At 39.1% G+C, this 18655-nt stretch carries 17 protein-coding genes; 14 read left to right on the top strand and 3 right to left on the bottom strand.

What is annotated here, in order from left to right:
* Positions 1–51 precede the first annotated feature (51 nt).
* The 7 genes from ACZ5XR_RS01990 (at position 52) to ACZ5XR_RS02020 (ending at position 7857) form a co-directional block, all read left to right on the top strand.
* Positions 52–993, top strand: a complete 942-nt coding sequence (locus ACZ5XR_RS01990; RefSeq protein ID WP_464500047.1) for a carbohydrate ABC transporter permease — start codon at positions 52–54, stop codon at positions 991–993.
* Positions 993–1829, top strand: coding sequence for a carbohydrate ABC transporter permease (locus tag ACZ5XR_RS01995; protein ID WP_464500048.1), 837 nt, complete (start codon positions 993–995; stop codon positions 1827–1829). The genes ACZ5XR_RS01990 and ACZ5XR_RS01995 overlap by 1 nt, the downstream gene beginning before the upstream one ends.
* A 52-nt stretch (positions 1830–1881) precedes the next feature.
* On the top strand, positions 1882–2838 hold the full coding sequence (locus ACZ5XR_RS02000) for a carbohydrate kinase family protein (protein WP_464500049.1): 957 nt from the start codon (positions 1882–1884) through the stop codon (positions 2836–2838).
* A 13-nt stretch (positions 2839–2851) separates the two neighbouring features.
* The gene (gene gtfA, locus ACZ5XR_RS02005) at positions 2852–4321 is read left to right on the top strand and encodes a sucrose phosphorylase (protein ID WP_464500050.1); all 1470 of its coding nucleotides are present in this window, start codon (positions 2852–2854) and stop codon (positions 4319–4321) included.
* Between the two features lie 62 nt (positions 4322–4383).
* Positions 4384–5112, top strand: coding sequence for a ThuA domain-containing protein (locus tag ACZ5XR_RS02010; protein WP_464500051.1), 729 nt, complete (start codon positions 4384–4386; stop codon positions 5110–5112).
* Between the two features lie 58 nt (positions 5113–5170).
* On the top strand, positions 5171–6190 hold the full coding sequence (locus ACZ5XR_RS02015; protein ID WP_464500052.1) for a Gfo/Idh/MocA family protein: 1020 nt from the start codon (positions 5171–5173) through the stop codon (positions 6188–6190).
* A complete protein-coding gene (locus ACZ5XR_RS02020) occupies positions 6187–7857 on the top strand; it encodes a glycoside hydrolase family 13 protein (RefSeq protein WP_464500053.1) in 1671 nt (556 codons plus the stop codon). Before ACZ5XR_RS02015 ends, ACZ5XR_RS02020 begins: the two co-directional genes overlap by 4 nt.
* Positions 7858–7899: 42 nt before the next feature.
* Here the strand turns inward: ACZ5XR_RS02020 and ACZ5XR_RS02025 are convergent, their stop codons facing one another.
* A complete protein-coding gene (locus ACZ5XR_RS02025) occupies positions 7900–8076 on the bottom strand; it encodes a hypothetical protein (protein ID WP_464500054.1) in 177 nt (58 codons plus the stop codon).
* Between the two features lie 563 nt (positions 8077–8639).
* Here ACZ5XR_RS02025 and ACZ5XR_RS02030 point away from each other — a divergent pair.
* From ACZ5XR_RS02030 to ACZ5XR_RS02040, 3 genes are all read left to right on the top strand, one after another.
* The gene (locus tag ACZ5XR_RS02030; RefSeq protein ID WP_464500055.1) at positions 8640–8981 is read left to right on the top strand and encodes a hypothetical protein; all 342 of its coding nucleotides are present in this window, start codon (positions 8640–8642) and stop codon (positions 8979–8981) included.
* Positions 8982–9240: 259 nt separating this feature from the next.
* On the top strand, positions 9241–10029 hold the full coding sequence (locus ACZ5XR_RS02035) for a DUF4240 domain-containing protein (RefSeq protein ID WP_464500056.1): 789 nt from the start codon (positions 9241–9243) through the stop codon (positions 10027–10029).
* A gap of 196 nt (positions 10030–10225) precedes the next feature.
* The gene (locus tag ACZ5XR_RS02040; protein ID WP_464500057.1) at positions 10226–10903 is read left to right on the top strand and encodes a TerC family protein; all 678 of its coding nucleotides are present in this window, start codon (positions 10226–10228) and stop codon (positions 10901–10903) included.
* Positions 10904–11546: 643 nt separating this feature from the next.
* Here the strand turns inward: ACZ5XR_RS02040 and ACZ5XR_RS02045 are convergent.
* Positions 11547–12449, bottom strand: a complete 903-nt coding sequence (locus ACZ5XR_RS02045) for a PhzF family phenazine biosynthesis protein (protein ID WP_464500058.1) — start codon at positions 12447–12449, stop codon at positions 11547–11549.
* Between the two features lie 141 nt (positions 12450–12590).
* On the bottom strand, positions 12591–12848 hold the full coding sequence (locus tag ACZ5XR_RS02050; RefSeq protein WP_464500059.1) for a hypothetical protein: 258 nt from the start codon (positions 12846–12848) through the stop codon (positions 12591–12593).
* Between the two features lie 298 nt (positions 12849–13146).
* Between ACZ5XR_RS02050 and ACZ5XR_RS02055 the strand changes: the two genes are divergently transcribed.
* From ACZ5XR_RS02055 to ACZ5XR_RS02070, 4 genes are all read left to right on the top strand, one after another.
* Positions 13147–13836: an ArsR/SmtB family transcription factor gene (locus ACZ5XR_RS02055; protein ID WP_464500060.1), complete on the top strand. Its 690-nt coding sequence runs from the start codon at positions 13147–13149 to the stop codon at positions 13834–13836.
* Between the two features lie 19 nt (positions 13837–13855).
* On the top strand, positions 13856–15985 hold the full coding sequence (recQ, locus tag ACZ5XR_RS02060; protein ID WP_464500061.1) for a DNA helicase RecQ: 2130 nt from the start codon (positions 13856–13858) through the stop codon (positions 15983–15985).
* 115 nt (positions 15986–16100) lie between these two features.
* On the top strand, positions 16101–16883 hold the full coding sequence (locus ACZ5XR_RS02065; RefSeq protein WP_464500062.1) for an ABC transporter ATP-binding protein: 783 nt from the start codon (positions 16101–16103) through the stop codon (positions 16881–16883).
* A 3-nt stretch (positions 16884–16886) separates the two neighbouring features.
* Positions 16887–18527 (top strand): ABC-2 family transporter permease, encoded by a 1641-nt coding sequence (locus ACZ5XR_RS02070; RefSeq protein WP_464500063.1) that lies wholly within the window; start codon positions 16887–16889, stop codon positions 18525–18527.
* The last annotated feature ends 128 nt before the right edge of the window (positions 18528–18655 follow it).

Raw genomic sequence — 18655 nt, forward strand, 5'->3', positions numbered from 1 at the left:
GTTTAGATATCTCGCCCATTTGTTTTTACTTTAAGAGAGGAAGTGAAACAAATGATTGTTAAAAAGATTGAAGGAATCAATTATGATCCTAAATTCAGTAAAGTTGGCTTGAAGCATCGAAAAAAAAATCTTGCCAATTTGGGTAATTCGATATTATTTTTGGGACCAACCACCTTATTTTTTGCCATTACGGTTTTGATACCATTTATATACGGGATTTATCTAACACTTAATAAAATGGATACTCCAGCTGATCCGATGGTGTTTTCGGGATTATTGAATTACTTGAATGCCGTCAAGGATGTCCAATTTTGGAGTTCACTTTGGCTAACGCTTAAGTTTGTAGCAGCCACGGTCCTTTTGGTAAATCTTGTTGGATTTGGATTGGCCTACTTGGTGACATCAGGAATGAAGATACAAAACTCGATGAGAACAGCCTATTTCACGCCAAATTTGATTGGCGGGTTGGTTCTCGGATATATCTGGCAGTTTGTTTTCGTACAATCGATGCCTGCAATTGGGGCGAAGTTAGGGATATCTTGGCTTAAGCTCGGCTGGTTGGGCGATCCGCATCTGGCTTTTTGGTCGCTTGTTTTGGTTACAATCTGGCAAACATCCGGCTATATGATGATTATTTTCATTGCGGGATTAATCAGTATTCCAAAGGAACTTATTGAAGCGGCAAAAATTGACGGAGCAGGTCCTATTCGCAGACTCATCAATGTTACCCTTCCGTTAATGGTACCTTCTTTTGTGGTAACCATCTTCTTGTCCTTGAAAAATGCATTTATGGTTTATGATTTGAATTTCTCACTAACAAATGGAGGACCTTACAATAGCACCCAGATGGTTTCCATGCATGTAGTGAATAAAGCCTTTGTGGAAGCAAACTACGGAACGGGGCAGGCAGAGGCGATCCTTCTATTTGTCATTGTAGCTATTGTCACGGGAATTCAGGTTTATTCAAGTAAGAAATTGGAGGTTGAGGCATAATGAGTGCAAAAAGATTGACGACTTCCACCTTCGTTTATTTGATTTCTATCATTGCCTTTGTTTGTTTTGTTTTTCCCTTTGTTCTACTCATTATCAATTCATTCAAAAGTAATGGGGAAATTTTAACAAGTCCCTTTTCACTGCCTCATCATTGGAATTTTTCACACTTTGCTGACGTTGTTAATAAGATGGATTTTTTGGTCACGTTTAAAAACTCGTTTCTTATTACCATCATAAGTACATTATTAATTGTCATTTTCTCTGCAATGGCAGCTTACCACTTGGTTAGAAAGCCAACTAAATACAATAAAATATTTTTTACTATTTTAGTTGCTTCCATGGTCATACCTTTTCAATCTTTGATGATTCCCCTTATTTACATTTATGGTGGACAGCTTCATTTGATTGATTCGATCCCGATTCCTTTATTGATCTTCTTTTATATTGGTTTTGGAAGCGCACTTTCTATCTTCATGTTTCATGGATTTATCAAATCAGTCCCATTTGAGATTGAAGAGGCGGCTAGAATTGATGGCTGCAATACGATACAAACATTTTTCTTAATTGTCTTTCCTATGCTGAAACCAATTACAGTAACCATTGCCATTCTAAATGTTTTATGGATTTGGAATGACTACTTGCTTCCTTCGTTGGTCTTAAATGACGAAAGTGTCTATACTATGCCGGTTAAGATGAAGGTCTTCAACGGTACCTATATGAACAACTGGGAACTGCTGATTCCAGCTATCCTCTTGACTGTTATTCCTATCCTTATTATGTACATGATTGGTCAAAAATCCATTATTAACGGTGTAATGCAAGGATCGATTAAATAAAAATATAGCTCCGTTGTTAGGAGCTTTTTTTATTAACAAGGAGCTGAATCAGATGCTGAATTTTGATGAAAAAATAGAATTTCAAAACAAAAGCAATGATCTCTTAACGATAGGAGAACTTCTTATCGATATGATATCCGCAGATTATGAAGATAATTTTGAATGTCATACGTATCAAAAGTTTTTCGGGGGATCTCCTTCCAATATTGCGATGAACGTAAAGAAATTAGGAATTCATTCTCAAGTTGCAGCAACTGTAGGAGAAGATGGATTAGGAACATTTTTAATCAATCATTTGCGTAATGCGGGTATTGATACGTCCTGTGTTCAGCGAGTGGATGATTCTACCAGTATGGTAGTCGTAACAAAGAGTCAATCCACACCGATTCCTATTTTTTATAGGGGGGCTGATTCTCAATTGGCATATACTTCAGCGGTTGAAGAAACCTTACTTAATTCAAGTATCGTTCACTTTTCCTGCTGGCCAATCTCTATGATCCCGATTCGTTATACGATTGAAAAAGTGATAGAAGAGGCAAGAAAGAATGATATTTTGGTATGTTTTGATCCAAACTTCCATCCGATGATTTGGCAAAAGGGTGAAGATGGAGTGGATTATGTTAAATCCATCATTGGAATGGTGGATATTATCAAGCCCTCAGAGGATGATGCCGAAAGATTGTTTGGGAAAGACACACCTGAAAATCAAATGGAGAAGTTTTTAAACCTTGGGGCGAAGCTTGTGATCATGACATTAGGTAAAGACGGTGCGATCGTTTCGAATGGAAAAGAAACCATTAAATTTGATAGCTTAGCTACAGAGGTAGTGGATACAACTGGTGCAGGCGACGCTTTCTGGTCCGGATTTTATACAGCAGCGGTGAAAGGATATACGATTAGAGAAGCCTTAAAGCTTGGCTTTGCGGTAAGTGCCTATAAGTTGAAATATACGGGTGCGGTCGTCCATTTGCCTAAACTTGAAGTCATTAAAGAAATATATGGTTTATAGGAGGTTTTCGAATATGCCAGTAAAAAATCAAGTTCAGCTGATCACATACCCAGATTCACTTGGAGGAGATTTAAAGGCTCTAAATCAAGTCCTTTTAAAGTATTTTTCTGATATTTTTAAAGGTGGCGTTCATATTCTGCCGCCATTTCCTTCTTCAGGAGACAGAGGATTTGCTCCACTAACGTATTTAGAAATTGAGCCAAGCTTTGGCACGTGGGCCGATATAAGAGCCATTGGTGAAAACTTTGATGTATTGGTTGATTTAATGGTGAATCATATTTCAAGGCAGTCTGAGTATTTTCAAGACTTTCTTAAAAATGGCCGAAAATCAGCGTATGCTGACCTTTTTATCACCTTGGATAAGCTTTGGGAAGAAGGAAAGCCGGTACAGGAAGATATAGATAAAATGTTCTTGCGAAGGCCATTGCCCTATTCTACTTTTACCATTGAAGAAACCGGCGAGGAAGAGAAAGTATGGACGACGTTCGGCAAGAATGACCCATCTGAACAAATTGATTTAGATATTCAATCAGCAATGGTTAAACAGCTGCTTACGGACTTTTTTCTAAATTTTAAGGAACAAAATGTGAAGATTGTTCGGCTGGATGCTGTTGGATATGTGATTAAGAAGTTGGGTACAAGCTGCTTTTTCGTCGAGCCTGAAATCTATAAATTCTTGGATTGGATCATGGAGCTGGCTCATTCCTTAGAAATTGAATTGCTTCCAGAAGTGCATGCCCATTATAGCACCCAATACAAGCTGGCGGAACACGGCTGCTGGATCTATGATTTTATTTTGCCGTACAGAATACTAGATACATTGACTAATAAGACAAGCCATGAACTTCGCCACTATCTGAAGACTCGTCCGCATAAGCAGTTTACTATGCTTGACTGCCATGATGGTATTCCTGTTAAGCCTGATTTGGATGACTTGATTGACACGAAAGAAGCTAGAAAGTTAGTCGATGTGTGCCTGGAGAGAGGCTCAAACTTAAGTTTGATTTTATCGGATGAGCATAAGGCGGAGGATGGCTTTGATGTCCATCAAATCAGATGTTCCTATTACTCTGTTCTCAATTGTGATGATGATGCTTACCTGGCAGCGAGAGCGATTCAATTCTTTGCCCCGGGAGTTCCTCAAGTTTATTATGTTGGCCTGCTGGCAGGGGAAAATGACGTTGAGAATGTAGAGAAAACCGGTGAAGGCCGTGAAATCAATCGTCACAACTTCAGCCTTGAAGAGATTGAACAGTCACTTGAAAAAGAAGTCGTTCAAAGGCTTTTAAAGCTAATCAAATTTAGAAATGAATATGATGCCTTTAATGGAGAGTTTAAGGTGATCGATTCGGCTGACGATGAACTTCGACTTAACTGGCAAAAGGATGATAAGTTCTGTACATTATTTATCGATCTTAAAACAAATATGTCAGTTATTGACTACCTTGATGAAAATGGTATTACGGAACAATATACTGTTTAATAAACATGTGATATTTCAGAATATTTATAATAAAATTGAACGATAAAGAGGAGTGGTCAACGATGTTAAAAGTAACCGTATGGAATGAAAACCTTCACGAACAAAAGAATCCTGTTGTCAGGGATATCTATCCAAACGGAATCCATGGTACCATTGCGGAATTCCTTCAAACGGCAGGATGCGAAACACGAACAGCAACACTGGATGAACCGGAGCACGGCTTAACGGATGATGTCCTAAACCAAACCGATGTATTGGTATGGTGGGGCCATCTCGCGCATGGAGAGGTAAAAGATGAAATCGTCCAAAAAGTGCAGCAGCGTGTCCTTGAGGGAATGGGGCTGATTGTATTGCACTCGGGTCATTTCTCCAAAATTTTCAAATCTTTAATGGGAACCAGCTGTGATTTGAAATGGCGCGAAGCGGATGAAAAAGAGCGACTTTGGGTGGTAAGTCCGGGGCATCCGATTACAGAAGGAATCCCTGAGTATATTGAATTGGAACAGGAAGAAATGTACGGGGAGCATTTTGATATCCCTCAGCCTGATGAACTGATTTTTACCAGCTGGTTTGAAGGCGGAGAAGTATTCCGTAGCGGCTGTACATACAAGCGCGGAAACGGAAAAGTATTTTACTTCCGACCTGGTCATGAAACGTATCCGACATACCATAACAAACTGATTCAACGTGTCATTATAAATGCAGTGAAATGGGCAGAGCCTGTTAAACGGGAACGTCCAATTTACGGAAATTCGAAACCGTTGGAAGAAATTAAAGGAGGCCAGCGATAATGGGGAAAATTAAATTTGACGTCATTATTACCAAACAAATTGTTAGAGTGAACGAATTATGAAAAAACTGCGAATTGGCATTATCGGGGTTGGCGGCATTGCACAGGACCGCCATATCCCTGCTTTTCTAGAATTAAGGGATATTTGTGAAATAACGGCATTAAGTGATGTAAATAGCGAACGGGCGAACGAGGCCGCTGAAAAATATAATATCTCTTCTGTTTTTGAGGATTATCGGAATCTATTCTCCAAAGTGGATGCAGTTTGTATTTGCACCCCTAATAAATTTCATTCCGAAATTTCTATTGCTGCTTTGGAGGCTGGTGTCCATGTGTTATGTGAAAAGCCAATGGCACTAAGTGCCAAGGAATGTGAAGCGATGATTAATGCTGCCAAAAAAGCGAATAAAGTCTTATCCATCGCTTATCATTATCGTTTTATGAAGGAAGCACAGGCAGCCAAAAAGGTCATGAAGGAAGTTGGAAAGCCGCTGGTGGTAAGAGTCCAAGCCTTAAGGCGCAGAAAAGTTCCTGGTTGGGGCGTTTTTACCAATAAAGACCTTCAAGGAGGGGGCAGCCTCATCGATTTTGGCTGTCATCTTCTCGATTTAGCCCTTTGGCTCATGGAGAATCCAAAAGAAATCGCGGTGACAGGCACCACGTATAATGAGTTAAGTAAAATACCGAATCAAGTGAATCAATGGGGGATTATTGATCATATATCCTTTAATGTTGATGATCATGTCACCGCTTATATGAAATTTGAAAATGGAGCCTCCATGCTGTTTGAAAGCTCCTGGGCAGCTAATATTAAAGACGATCATGCAAATGTCAGCATTTCTGGGGTGGACGGCGGATTAAATGTCTTTCCATTTGAGCTTTATACAACGAAGAATGGCATGCTATTAAATAGTGACGCGGCATGGCTGCCCGGCGAGGAAAATCCGGGATTGTCGCAGGCGAAGAATTTTATCGATACTTGCCAAGGATTAGCAGAACTTGTGGTAAAGCCCGAAGAGGCTCTTCAGGTTTCACGAATAATTGATAAGATTTATGAAAACGGGGAGGTGCTAAAATGAATAAAAAATGGTGGAAAGAAAGTGTTGCCTATCAGGTGTATCCCCGCAGTTTTATGGACAGCAACGGCGATGGAATTGGCGATATAAAAGGTGTTACGTCAAAACTGGATTACCTGAAAGACCTGGGGATTGATGTCATTTGGCTTTCACCCATGTACAAATCTCCCAATGATGATAATGGATACGATATTTCTGATTATCAGGATATTATGGACGAATTCGGGACGATGGCCGATTTTGATGAACTCCTTGACGAAGTTCATAAGCGCGGCATGAGATTGATTTTGGATTTGGTCATTAATCATACAAGTGATGAGCACCCATGGTTTATTGAATCCCGATCTTCTAAAGATCATCCAAAGCGCGATTGGTACATTTGGCAGGATGGGAAGGACGGAAAGGAACCGAACAACTGGGAATCCATATTCAGCGGGCCGGCATGGAAATACGATGAAGAAACCGACCAATATTTCATGCATATCTTTTCTACCCGGCAGCCTGATTTGAATTGGGAGAACCCAGAAGTTAGAAATGCCCTGTTTGACATGGTGAATTGGTGGCTGGAAAAAGGAATCGATGGTTTCCGGATTGATGCGATTTCACACATCAAGAAGGAATCTGGCTTTCCGGATATGCCGAACCCGGATCAATTGGAATACGTCCCATGCTTTCCCAAAATGATGAATGTCGAAGGAATTGATGAGTTTCTCACTGAATTTGCCGAAAAGACTCTCAAAAACTATGACATCATGACGGTCGGTGAAGCGAATGGGGTTGGATTGGATGATGCCGATAAATGGGTGGGCGAAGAAAACGGGTATTTCAATATGATTTTCCAATTCGAATTTTTAAACCTTTGGGATAAAAACGCGGATGGTTCCATCGACGTTCGTGCTTTGAAAAAAAATCTGACAAAATGGCAGATTGGCTTGGAGGGACGAGGCTGGAATGCCTTATTCATTGAAAACCATGACCAGCCAAGAAGGGTTTCCAGTTGGGGAGATGACGGCAGGTTTTGGAAAGAGAGTGCCAAAATGCTTGGCGCCTTGTATTTCTTCATGAAAGGCACTCCGTTTATTTACCAAGGGCAGGAAATTGGTATGACAAACGTTCAGTTTCCTTCCATTGACGATTACAATGATGTGGGAATGGTCAACTACTATAAGGTAGAAACGGCGAAGGGCCGCCCGCACGAGGAAATTATGAAGGTTATTTGGGAGAAGGGCCGCGATAATGCACGCACACCGATGCATTGGAATTCCGGCAGCATGGGCGGATTTACATCATCCGACAAAACCTGGATTGGGCTAAATCCAAATTATCCAGAGATTAACGTTGCCGATCAATCGAACGATCCTGATTCCATTTTAAGCTTTTATAAAAAATTAATACAGCTGCGAAAGGAACACCAGGTGTTTGTTTATGGCAAATATGAATTATTATTAGCGAATCATCCAAGGCTTTATGTCTACATGCGAAAATTAGGCAGCAAAAGAGCCATTGTCATTAACAACTTCAGTAACAAATCAACCAGATTTAAGGTTCCGTCCAATGTGACCTTTGGAGCTTCAGAACTTATCCTAAATAATTATGATACAGCGGATCAAAAATTGCACAAAGAGTTAACTCTTAAACCATATGAAACAAGGGTATATTTGCTGAAATAACAACGGGGCTTTTCATAAGGCCCCTTCTCCATAGCAAAAAAATTAAAATATATGATGAAAAATCGAAGCGATTAAACCGCCAATGAATCGAATAAATACCCAAATACCCCGAAATAAAAGACCTAAAATCCCTTCGAATATATTCTCAAGGATTTCTTCAAATATAGAATGGAAAACCTTCTTCGTCCGGCTCTTTTTCTTTTTTATTTTTATTTTCATTTAGATCCCTCTTGAAAATTAGTTTCTTTATTTTAGAATACCCCATGATAGGTGAATATGGGCACTTTATTTCAAAAAGGGATTTCATTTTTTATGAAGAAATATCAAAAGTGGAACCAATTCCGGTAGGTTACAGCAGCGGGCGGTACTGGTGGTGGTGGAATGAATGGAATCATTATTGGACTATGCCAGGGATGACTATGCCACGGATGGTAGTGGTGCAAAATTATGTAGTGATACATTTATATCATCCTTTCATTTATAAGTAATGTAGACTATGAACGTCCAGCTAAATTGGAATAGATGAAAGCCTAGCTTTATAGTTATGAACATAATTTATTGGTTTTACTAAAGGGGATTTAAAGAAGAGATATCAGATGGGTGCCATTATATGGGCAGCTTTTTTGTTATTTCCTAATTAAATTAATTTCTAAAAACTGAAAAATTAAATCTTTACAAAATTTCAATAGCCTTTTAGTGTAGAAGTACCAAAGGAAAACAAAAGGAGAATTATTGAATGGCCATTCTCGAACTGCACTCATTGAATCCTGATTTTTCATTGTTTGGAAGAACACGGAAAAGAACTGTCCGTTTTCAAAAAACAATTGGCTCTTTATGGAAAAGAAGGTAATAGAGAGTTTAAAGCGTTTAGTATCTTGAAAATGGTACATGAGGACGGAAATGAAAGCTTTCCAGAGATGAAAACATCTGAGATGTATCAACTAATTAATGGAGACAAGCATCTGGTCCTGGATTTAAACGAGGAGTCTTCCTACGATCGGGCAGAAGCATTCTTTGATATCCTTACAACTGAAAATGGAATGGAAGGAGTAGTAATTAAGCCGGAAGAAAACTGGTCTGGAACAGCCCCATATATCAAAGTTAACCCTTGTGTATGGCTATGACTACCGATTCCCACACAAGTATAAGAAACTAGTAAAACAAAAAAGTATCAATAAAAAACTAAAAACAAGTGTTAGCGAATATTGGCTTGGGATGGAAATGTTAAAGCACAAAATGGATGACATTTCACCTGATAATCACCAGTTTCAACAAGTGGTAGCAAATCTTTTATTTGAGGAAAAATCAGAAAAAGAAATAGATCCGAGACTATAAGCTTAAGAGATATCATCTTGTATTTCGATATCCAAAAGGAGCAAAAACATGGAAAAACTATTAATTTATCAGGATAACTCATCCAATAAGTTTTGGAAGATAACGACATTTCAAAACGCATACACCCTAACATATGGGAAAATTGGGTCAGTGGGATCCGTCAAAACAAAGGAATTTGATTCTGAAGAAACTTGTTTAAAAGAAAGTGAGAAACTCATCCAATCCAAATTAAAAAAAGGGTATATATTTGCATCTTCGTCTCAGGAAATTATTAAGGAAAGTACGATGAATGAACAAGCGTTTTGGGATCTGTTAGAAATATGCAAAGAAAAAGGAAACGATATAGATGAACAAATGGAGTGGTTAGTCACCCATTTGTCCAAAAAATCAATAAAAGATATCATAATGTTTGATTTTATTTTCAATCAGAATTATCGAAAATCATATACTTCACATCTATGGGCGGCGGGCTATATTGTCATGGGCGGGTGTTCGGATGATTGTTTTGATTATTTTCGTGCATGGGTTCTTTACTTAGGGAAGGAAATCTATGAAACAGCCATCCAAAATCCTGAATCGCTCCTTCCGTATTTTAAGATATTGGAGAAACAAGACGAAATACCTCAATTGGAAGAATTGCTGGGTGTTGCAAGTATGGCCTATGAAGAAAAAACTGATCTTGATGATGAACATTATTACAATTTGTATGACCAATTAACAAATGATGATGCGGTGAATCCTGATATCGTATTTGATTGGGATGAAGAGGATCTTGATTCTTTACGCCAAAAATTCCCTTTATTATGGGAGGCATATGGGGAAAACCCGATGTTTTAATTTGGCGGTAAATAGGTTGGGGTGATTCAACTAGAAGTTAATAGAATAAATGCAAAATTAGCACGGTCATAGGACGGTGCTAATTTTTTATTTCGGATAAAAAAATAATGTCCCACTGGTCTATCTGTAAGAACTGCAAATCAGGTCTTTTTTAAACCTCAAATTAATATAATGACTTAGTTAGCTTATTCCAGGGGTGAATAGATTGGAGATTTTTGGTTTGTCCTTTTCGGTTCTTTTGGAGGTTATTTTAATCAATATTGTATTAAGTGGAGATAACGCAGTTGTTATCGCAATGGCATCACATAATGTTCCAAAAAAGCAACAAAAGAAAGCGATCTTTTGGGGAACATTTGGAGCTATTATTTTACGATTAATATTTGCTGTAGCAATTGTTTACCTACTAAAATTACCTTTCGTAACTTTTGTAGGCGGCCTTCTTCTAGTGTATATTGCCATAAAACTTTTAGTAGGTGATGAGGGAGATTCTCATAGAAAAGGAGGTTCAAGTTTAATTTCTGCTGTGCGAACAATTATTACTGCTGATGCTGTAATGTCCCTTGATAATGTACTAGCTATTGCTGGTGCGGTGGAAGGAAATCTAGCCGGGATAATCATAGGAGTTATTGTTAGTATTCCAATCGTTGTTTTTGGCAGCCAACTAATATTAAAAGCAATGGAAAAGTACCCGATCATTTCTTATGCCGGTGCTGGAATATTGGCTTGGACAGCAGGTGAAATGATGGTCGGAGAACCAAAATTCGAGCCAATTCTTACACAAGAATTACATTTATTGATTCCTACTTCTATAACAGTTCTTGTTATTGGACTAGGCTATTTAGCTTCTAAGATAAAGACGGCTAAAGGAAGTTAAGAGAATTCTTAAGTTTAGTCCTTTGAAACGGAACCCGGACGATGTTCGGTTTGGGGGCCATGACCTCATTTTGGAAAGCAAATGCCAGAGAATTTGATATTCTTGAATAGCAATGGAACTTTTTTTTACATGGCTTTTTTCGCAAACTTTGTTGTTTTTGGGTTAGGTATTGAAGACAGTTTTTACAGTTTCAAGTCAGGTATTGTCCTCAAGGGCGATGGTTGAGGACAGTATTACCGAATTCAAGATAGGTATTGTCCACAAGAGGGTTGATTGAGGACAGTATTGCCAATTTCAAGATAGGTATTGTCCTCAATAGAGTTGATTAAGGACAGTATTGCCAATTTCAAGATAGGTATTGTCCACAAGAGGGTTGATTGAGGACAGTATTACCGATTTGGAGATAGGTATTGTCCTCAAGGGCGATGATTGAGGACAGTTTTACAGATTTGGAGATAGGTATTGTCCTCAAGGGCGATGGTTAAGGACAGTTTTACAGATTTGGAGATAGGTATTGTCCACAAGAGGGTTGATGGAGGACAGTATTACCGAATTCAAGATAGGTATTGTCCACAAGAGGGTTGATGGAGGACAGTTTTACCGATTTCAAGGCAAGTATTGTCCTCAAGGGCATGGATTTGATTTAAAGATAGGTATTGGCAATGTCACCACTGGTTCCCTTAATTATTGCTTTTCCTTTAATACTAGTTTGCTTAATGATCCCTTTTTCACTATAAACCTTTGCTTCTATATAACTTGGTTTTCCCATTGCCACCCCTTGTTTAACGTGATAGGTAGACAAGCCTGTTTCCGTTTTAGGGAAGGTATCATGAAGATATAGAAAAGCTCCTAAAGCGGATGCAGCGACACCGGTTGCAGGATCCTCATTATATCCAGCCTTGTTTGGAAATTGCCGTGCTTGGATCACTTTATCGGTTTCGTCCTCTATCGCAAAAGGATAAAACCCAGTGATACGATATTGATCACAAAGTGTCCATATCTTTTTGTAGTTTGGCATTAGATTATGTAGTACAGTTGTGCTGGTTAAATGTATAATTAGTTTGAAGCGCGATGTTGAAATCGATTGAATCGATTCCCCCACAACGTCATGTGTTTTTACATTTAGAGCCTCGCATATCTCTGCAATTGTTGGGACATTTTCACTTATTTCAGGTTGGAATTGAGCAACCTCTACTTCAATCTCATCATTCTTTCTCTCCCAATTGATGGTAATCGGCCCTAATAAGGTTTCAATCATGAGCGGTGATTTTCTCACTAAGCCTTTTTTAACAAGCACGGTTACACTTCCAATGGTCGCATGGACACACATCTCCATTTCAAAGTTTGGGACAAAATAGCGAAAGCGGAAATCACAAGCATCCAGATCTGATTTTGTTACAAAGCAGGTTTCATGGCCTAATTCTTTTGCAATCTCCTGCATTTCCTCACTTGTGAGAAAATCACCATCAAAAACCACGGGGCATGGATTCCCACCATTTTCCCCCAAAGGAAAGACCACCGTATGAATCACCTGATATTTGCCCATTTTTTAACTCTCCTTGAAGCTAATTTAGTTATTCTCAAAATCACCAAACATCTGGTGTGATAATAAAAAGGTAACATCTTAATAGAGGTATTGCCAATTAAAACCTTTTTGGCTTTGTTAAAAGATAGTGTTGATGTTTCATCAATATGAAAAATACCAATTTTTTGGGCCATTTACTTTTAATTCATGATGGTGAGATAAAAAAGAGTAGCATTTAGCCACTCTGTAAAACTTTTTACTAAATGGAAGGTCTACATCTTCGGATACAGTCACTTGCTTCATCAACACATCGCCTAACACAAGGCAGGTCATGGGTCTGTTCACAGATTGCAATACACCGTGCTCTTTCGTCAACGCACTTTTGAACACAAGGATCAAATCCAGATTTCTTGCAGCCACAATTCCTTCTTTTATTTGACATTCCTTGATTTGTCCAACCGGGTTCATTTCGACTATCTAACAAAATTATCACCTCACTTTAAAGCTTGTACTAACAATTTATTCGCAACTTAATAATGTGTTATTAGAACACCCTAAAAATCAACAACATTCTTTAACAGAGCCTTTTTAATAAAAGTTTAGCTCTATTAATAAATCTAAGTGATTGAACGAAAGGGTATCATGGTTTAATGTAATTAATAAATGAAGATTAATTCCACCATCATCAATATTTCGATTACATAATGGAGGAGAAAAAATGATCATTAATCCAAACTCTTCACTTGTTGCCAGCATCGTGAGTGATCCTTCAAGAGCAGCGATATTAACCGCTTTAATGGATAACCGCTTTTATACCGCGGGTGAACTGGCCTATATGACTCGAGCCAAACCTCAATCCACAAGCTTCCATCTTACAAAATTAATCGAAACAAACCTCATAACCGTTGAAAATCAAGGAAGACATCGATACTTTAAGATACAAAATCAAGTAGCTGCCCAGGTCATGGAAAATTTATTAACACCACCACAAATTAGGTCATTAAAAATATCCTCAGAAGACCAGCAGGTCCGTTATGCACGTACATGCTATAACCATCCTGCCGGATATCTGGGTGTGCAAATTACGGAATCTTTGATAAAAAAGGGGTCCCTTATTGATAACCATGATGAATTTTTGCTGACGGATTCGGGAGTATCCTTTCTCTCATCATTAGGAGTCGATATTCAAGAAGTACGGAAAAACCGACGTTCATTTTGTCATAAATGCTTAGACTATAGCGAAAGACGATATCATATGGCCGGGGCATTGGGCAATGCAATGTTTGAATTATTTATCGAGAAGAATTGGGTTGAGCGTCTGCCAAAAACACGTGCACTTATCATCACTCCTACTGGCAAAAAGGCTCTCTTAGAGAATTTTTCAATAGATTTAACCATACATACTTAAATGAAAGGAATGACAAAGATTGTTTGAAAAAGCACTGCCATTATTAGAATCGTATTTTGGGTACAGGTCGTTTCGCACCGGCCAAGAGCAGGCTATTCGTTCCGTTTTAGACGGGGAAAACACGATTTGCGTCATGCCGACCGGCGGAGGGAAATCGATTTGCTATCAAATCCCCGCAATGGTTCTTCAAGGGACAACCATTGTTATTTCACCGCTCATCTCCCTTATGAAGGACCAAGTTGATGCCCTCGTCCAAGTAGGCATACCCGCGACATTCATCAACAGTTCGTTAAGTTACAGTGAATCCAGTGAAAGGATGCGGGAGGCAAGGCAGGGAAAGTATAAACTTTTATATATCGCCCCAGAGCGCCTGGAATCATTTGAATTTGTTGAAGACCTTAAAACCATGGATATCCCGTTAGTCGCGGTGGATGAAGCCCACTGTATTTCACAATGGGGGCACGATTTCAGGCCAAGCTACCGCCACATTCAACAGATGGTCAGCAGTCTGCCGCAAAAACCGATTGTCCTGGCACTTACCGCAACAGCGACTCCAAAGGTTAGGGAGGATATCTGTCATCTTCTAAAAATTGATGAAAGCAATACCATCATTACTGGCTTTGAACGAGTCAACCTGTCATTTTCAGTCATTAAAGGACAGGACCGTCTGAAATATTTGCTGGATTACCTTAAAAAAAATGAACGGGAAGCCGGGATTATTTATGCGGCAACTCGGAAAAATGTGGATCAGCTCTATGAAAGGCTGCGCAAAGCTAACGTAAATGTCGCCCGTTATCACGCAGGGATGGGAGATGTCGAACGCGCCAAAGAGCAGGAACGATTTTTAGAGGATAAAGCAACCGTAATGGTCGCGACATCTGCCTTTGGTATGGGGATTGATAAATCCAATATCCGATATGTCGTTCATTTTCAGCTGCCGAAAAATATGGAAAGCTACTACCAGGAAGCGGGCCGTGCCGGCAGGGATGGTCTTGAAAGTGTATGTATTCTCCTCCATTCCTCACAGGATGTGCAAATTCAGCGGTTCCTCATCGACCAATCCAGCGACCGCAGCCGTATGACACAGGAATTGGAGAAGCTGCAGCAAATGGTGGATTATTGTCACACGGAAAACTGCCTGCAGGAATTTATCTTAAAGTATTTTGGTGAAACGGATACTGAACCATGCGGAAGATGCGGCAATTGCTTAGATTCCCGTTCAAGTGTGGATGTCACGAAGGAAGCCCAGATGGTGATGTCTTGTGTTATTCGCATGGGTCAGCGGTTTGGAAAGACGATTACAGCCCAGGTGCTGACGGGCTCAAAAAATAAAAAGGTGACGGAACTAGGCTTCGAACGGTTAACCACCTATGGCATCATGAAGGACCAGAGTTCAAAGGACGTCAGTGATTTTATTGAATTCTTGATTTCACAGGAGTTAATTGCCATCGAACAAGGAACGTTTCCAACCCTTTTTGTTTCAACAAAAGGGAAGGCTGTTTTGCAGGGAATGGAGCAGGTCCATCGAAGAGAGAGTGTGACGGTTAAACAAGTGTCGATAGACGATCCGTTATTTGAAGAGCTAAGAGGCGTAAGGAAGAAAATTGCCGAAGCCGAAAAGGTTCCGCCATTTGTTATTTTTTCCGATGCTGCCTTAAAAGATATGTGTGCCAAACGCCCGCAAACAAGTGAAGCCTTTTTAAAGGTCAGCGGTGTCGGTGAGCAGAAGCTGAAGAAATATGGTCTCGAATTCATTCAAGCGATTCGAGAGTTCTGCATGGCAAATCCGGACTACCAGAGTGAGATCACCCCAGAAGAATCAGTCGTTAAAAAGCCATCGAAAAAAGCCGTTGCGAATTCCCATTTGGAGACACTAAGCTTATTGCAGCAAGGGTTATCCCTAAAGGAAATAGCAAAGGAACGTGATTTATCCATCAGCACGATTGAAAATCATTTTATTCAATGTGCACAACAGGGACAAGGGGTGGACTTTTCAACACTCATTCCGGCCGAATATATCCCACTTTTGGAAACAGCGGTGGAGGAAGCCGGCCGTGATCGCCTAAAGCCCATCAAAGAACTCCTCCCGGAGGAAGTCAGTTATTTTATGATAAAAGCGTATCTTTCCTATACTGGTAATCGTGATTAAGTGGAAAAAAGCTCTTATAAGGCAACTTATAAGAGCTTTTTTTAAATTTATAAATGTATAGGAAAAATATGTTAATATTAAAATACAAACGCTTAAAAAGGTGGCGATCATCGATATGACTCAAGAATCAGTCCTTCAATTAAATGGCTTAAAAAAGAACTATGGAATGAAAGAGGCCTTAAAAGGTATCGATTTAACCGTTTACCGCGGGCAAATCATTGGTTATATAGGTCCGAACGGAGCGGGAAAGAGCACAACGATTAAGATATTACTAGGGCTTGAAGGTGATTATTCCGGAACCATTGAGATTTTCGGAGAGAAATTCGATGATAGAAAAATAGAGTATAAAAGAAGGATTGGGTATGTACCGGAAATGGCCGATCTTTATGATAATTTGACAGCAATGGAGTATTTAACCTTTGTCGGTGAATTATATGGAATGGACTTTAAAGAGGCTGACGAAAAAGCACAACGACTTATGGCAGCATTTGGACTAGAATCTGTATACCACTCGCGGATTGCGTCATTCTCGAAAGGGATGAGACAAAAGGTCCTTATTATTTCAAGCTTAATTCATAATCCCGATTTGCTATTTTTAGATGAGCCGTTAAACGGTCTTGATGCTAATAGCGTCATGGTATTTAAAGAAATCTTAGCGCTTCTTGCCGCTCAGGGGAAAACGATTTTTTATTCGTCCCATATCATGGATGTCGTTGAGAAAATAAGCAATCGGATTATCCTCATTAAGGATGGAACCATTGTGGCGGACGGCAGTTTTAAAGAGTTAAAGGAGCAAAATACGGAAGGGACATTGGAGCAAATATTTAATCAGTTGACAGGCTTTAACGAATATAAAACCATTGCAGAAAATTTCGTTTCCATCATTAAAGAGGTGTAGGCGATGAAAGAATTCCGCACATTAAAATTTCTGGATCATTTTAAGGCATTATTTGAGAGCTTCGGCATCAAGTATTCACTAATGAGGAAAATTCTAGCGGTCAAACTCACGATGGATGGAAGAAGAGTTCCCACAATCTTTAATCAACAATCCAGGAAAAAGAAAAAAACGGATGAAGAAAATGGTTTTATGAAGTCACTGTGGATGTATGCGTTAATGGGAATCATGCTTGCTGTTCTCATTGGATTTGGTGACAATTATCTGTTAGAAATGACGATCTATTTTGCTATTGTAATGTTTCTGGTGATGACATCGATGATTGCAGATTTTTCGTCCGTCCTTCTTGATATTAAGGACAAAGGAATTCTTCAGACAAAACCGGTCGATAGAAGAACGATTAATGCTGCTAAAACAGTTCATATTTGTATCTATTTATTCTTTTTAACGGTTGCTTTAACGGGTATATCCTTAATTGTCGGCGCTGTCAGACATGGTCTGGTATTCTTGATTTTATTAGTAGTCAGCCTAATACTTATCAATCTCTTTATTGTGGTTTTAACAGCAATAATCTATTACTGTATCTTGCGATTTTTTGATGGAGAAAAATTAAAAGATATCATCAATTACGTGCAAATCGGCTTATCGATTTCGATTGCCGTTGGCTACCAAATCGTTGTGAGATCCTTCAGTCTGGTTGATTTTAATGTCGGCTTCTCCTTAAACTGGTGGCAATTCTTTCTGCCCCCGGTCTGGTTTGCGGCACCTTTTGAGTCTGTATTAAAAACTAATACAGACTCCTACTTAATTGTTTTTTCAGCTTTGGCCATCATTGTACCCATTGTCGCCATCGTTGTTTATACCAAAATGATGCCTTCATTTGAAAGGAACCTTCAGAAGCTTTCTAACAACAGCGGGAAAACGAAACGAGTCGACAGCTGGTGGAAGAATGGGCTTGTTCGTGTCCTATGTGGAACTATAGAAGAGAAAGCATTTTTCCGATTCGCTGATAACATGATGCGAAATGAAAGGGAGTTCCGATTAAAGGTCTATCCGGCATTAGGATTTTCACTCGTCTTTCCGTTTATTTTTATGGTTAATGAAATTCAATCCAGCTCATTCGCACATTTGGCATCGAGTAAATGGTATTTGGCGGTTTATATGTGCAATTTGATGATACCAAATGCAGTAACCATGCTGAAGTACTCGGGAAAATATAAAGGGGGCTGGATTTACAGAACGGTCCCAATAAAGAGTTTGGCACCATTATTCAGTGCCACATTAAAAGTTTTTATTGTCAATCTTTATCTCCCAATCTATTTTATTTTAAGTGTCATTTTCATCGTGATTTTTGGGATGAAAATCATTCCAGACTTATTGGTCGTTTTTGTCACGTCCATCTTGTTTACGGTTATTTGCTCAACCTTTCTTAAGGGTTCTCTGCCCTTTTCAGAGTCGTTTGAGGATGCAAACCAAGAAAATATTATTAAGAACATTCTTTTATTGCTTTTGATCCTTGTGTTCGGCGGGATTCATTATATGCTTACATTCATTCCATTTGGAGTACTTGGGTACTTTATTTTGCTCCTGCTGTTAACCACTTTTGCTTGGAAACATGCCTATAAGACGGTGTGGAATTTTTCTTAATCACTCCCGAAAACACTAAGATTTGTCGAATTCACGCAAGGAATTTGTAGATATTTCCCGGGAATTTGAGAAAATTAGCGTCTGTAGCCGTATGTTATCTGCATACGGTCTTTCTGGTATGGTTTTAT

This window comes from Neobacillus sp. Fa239 (assembly GCF_055395235.1).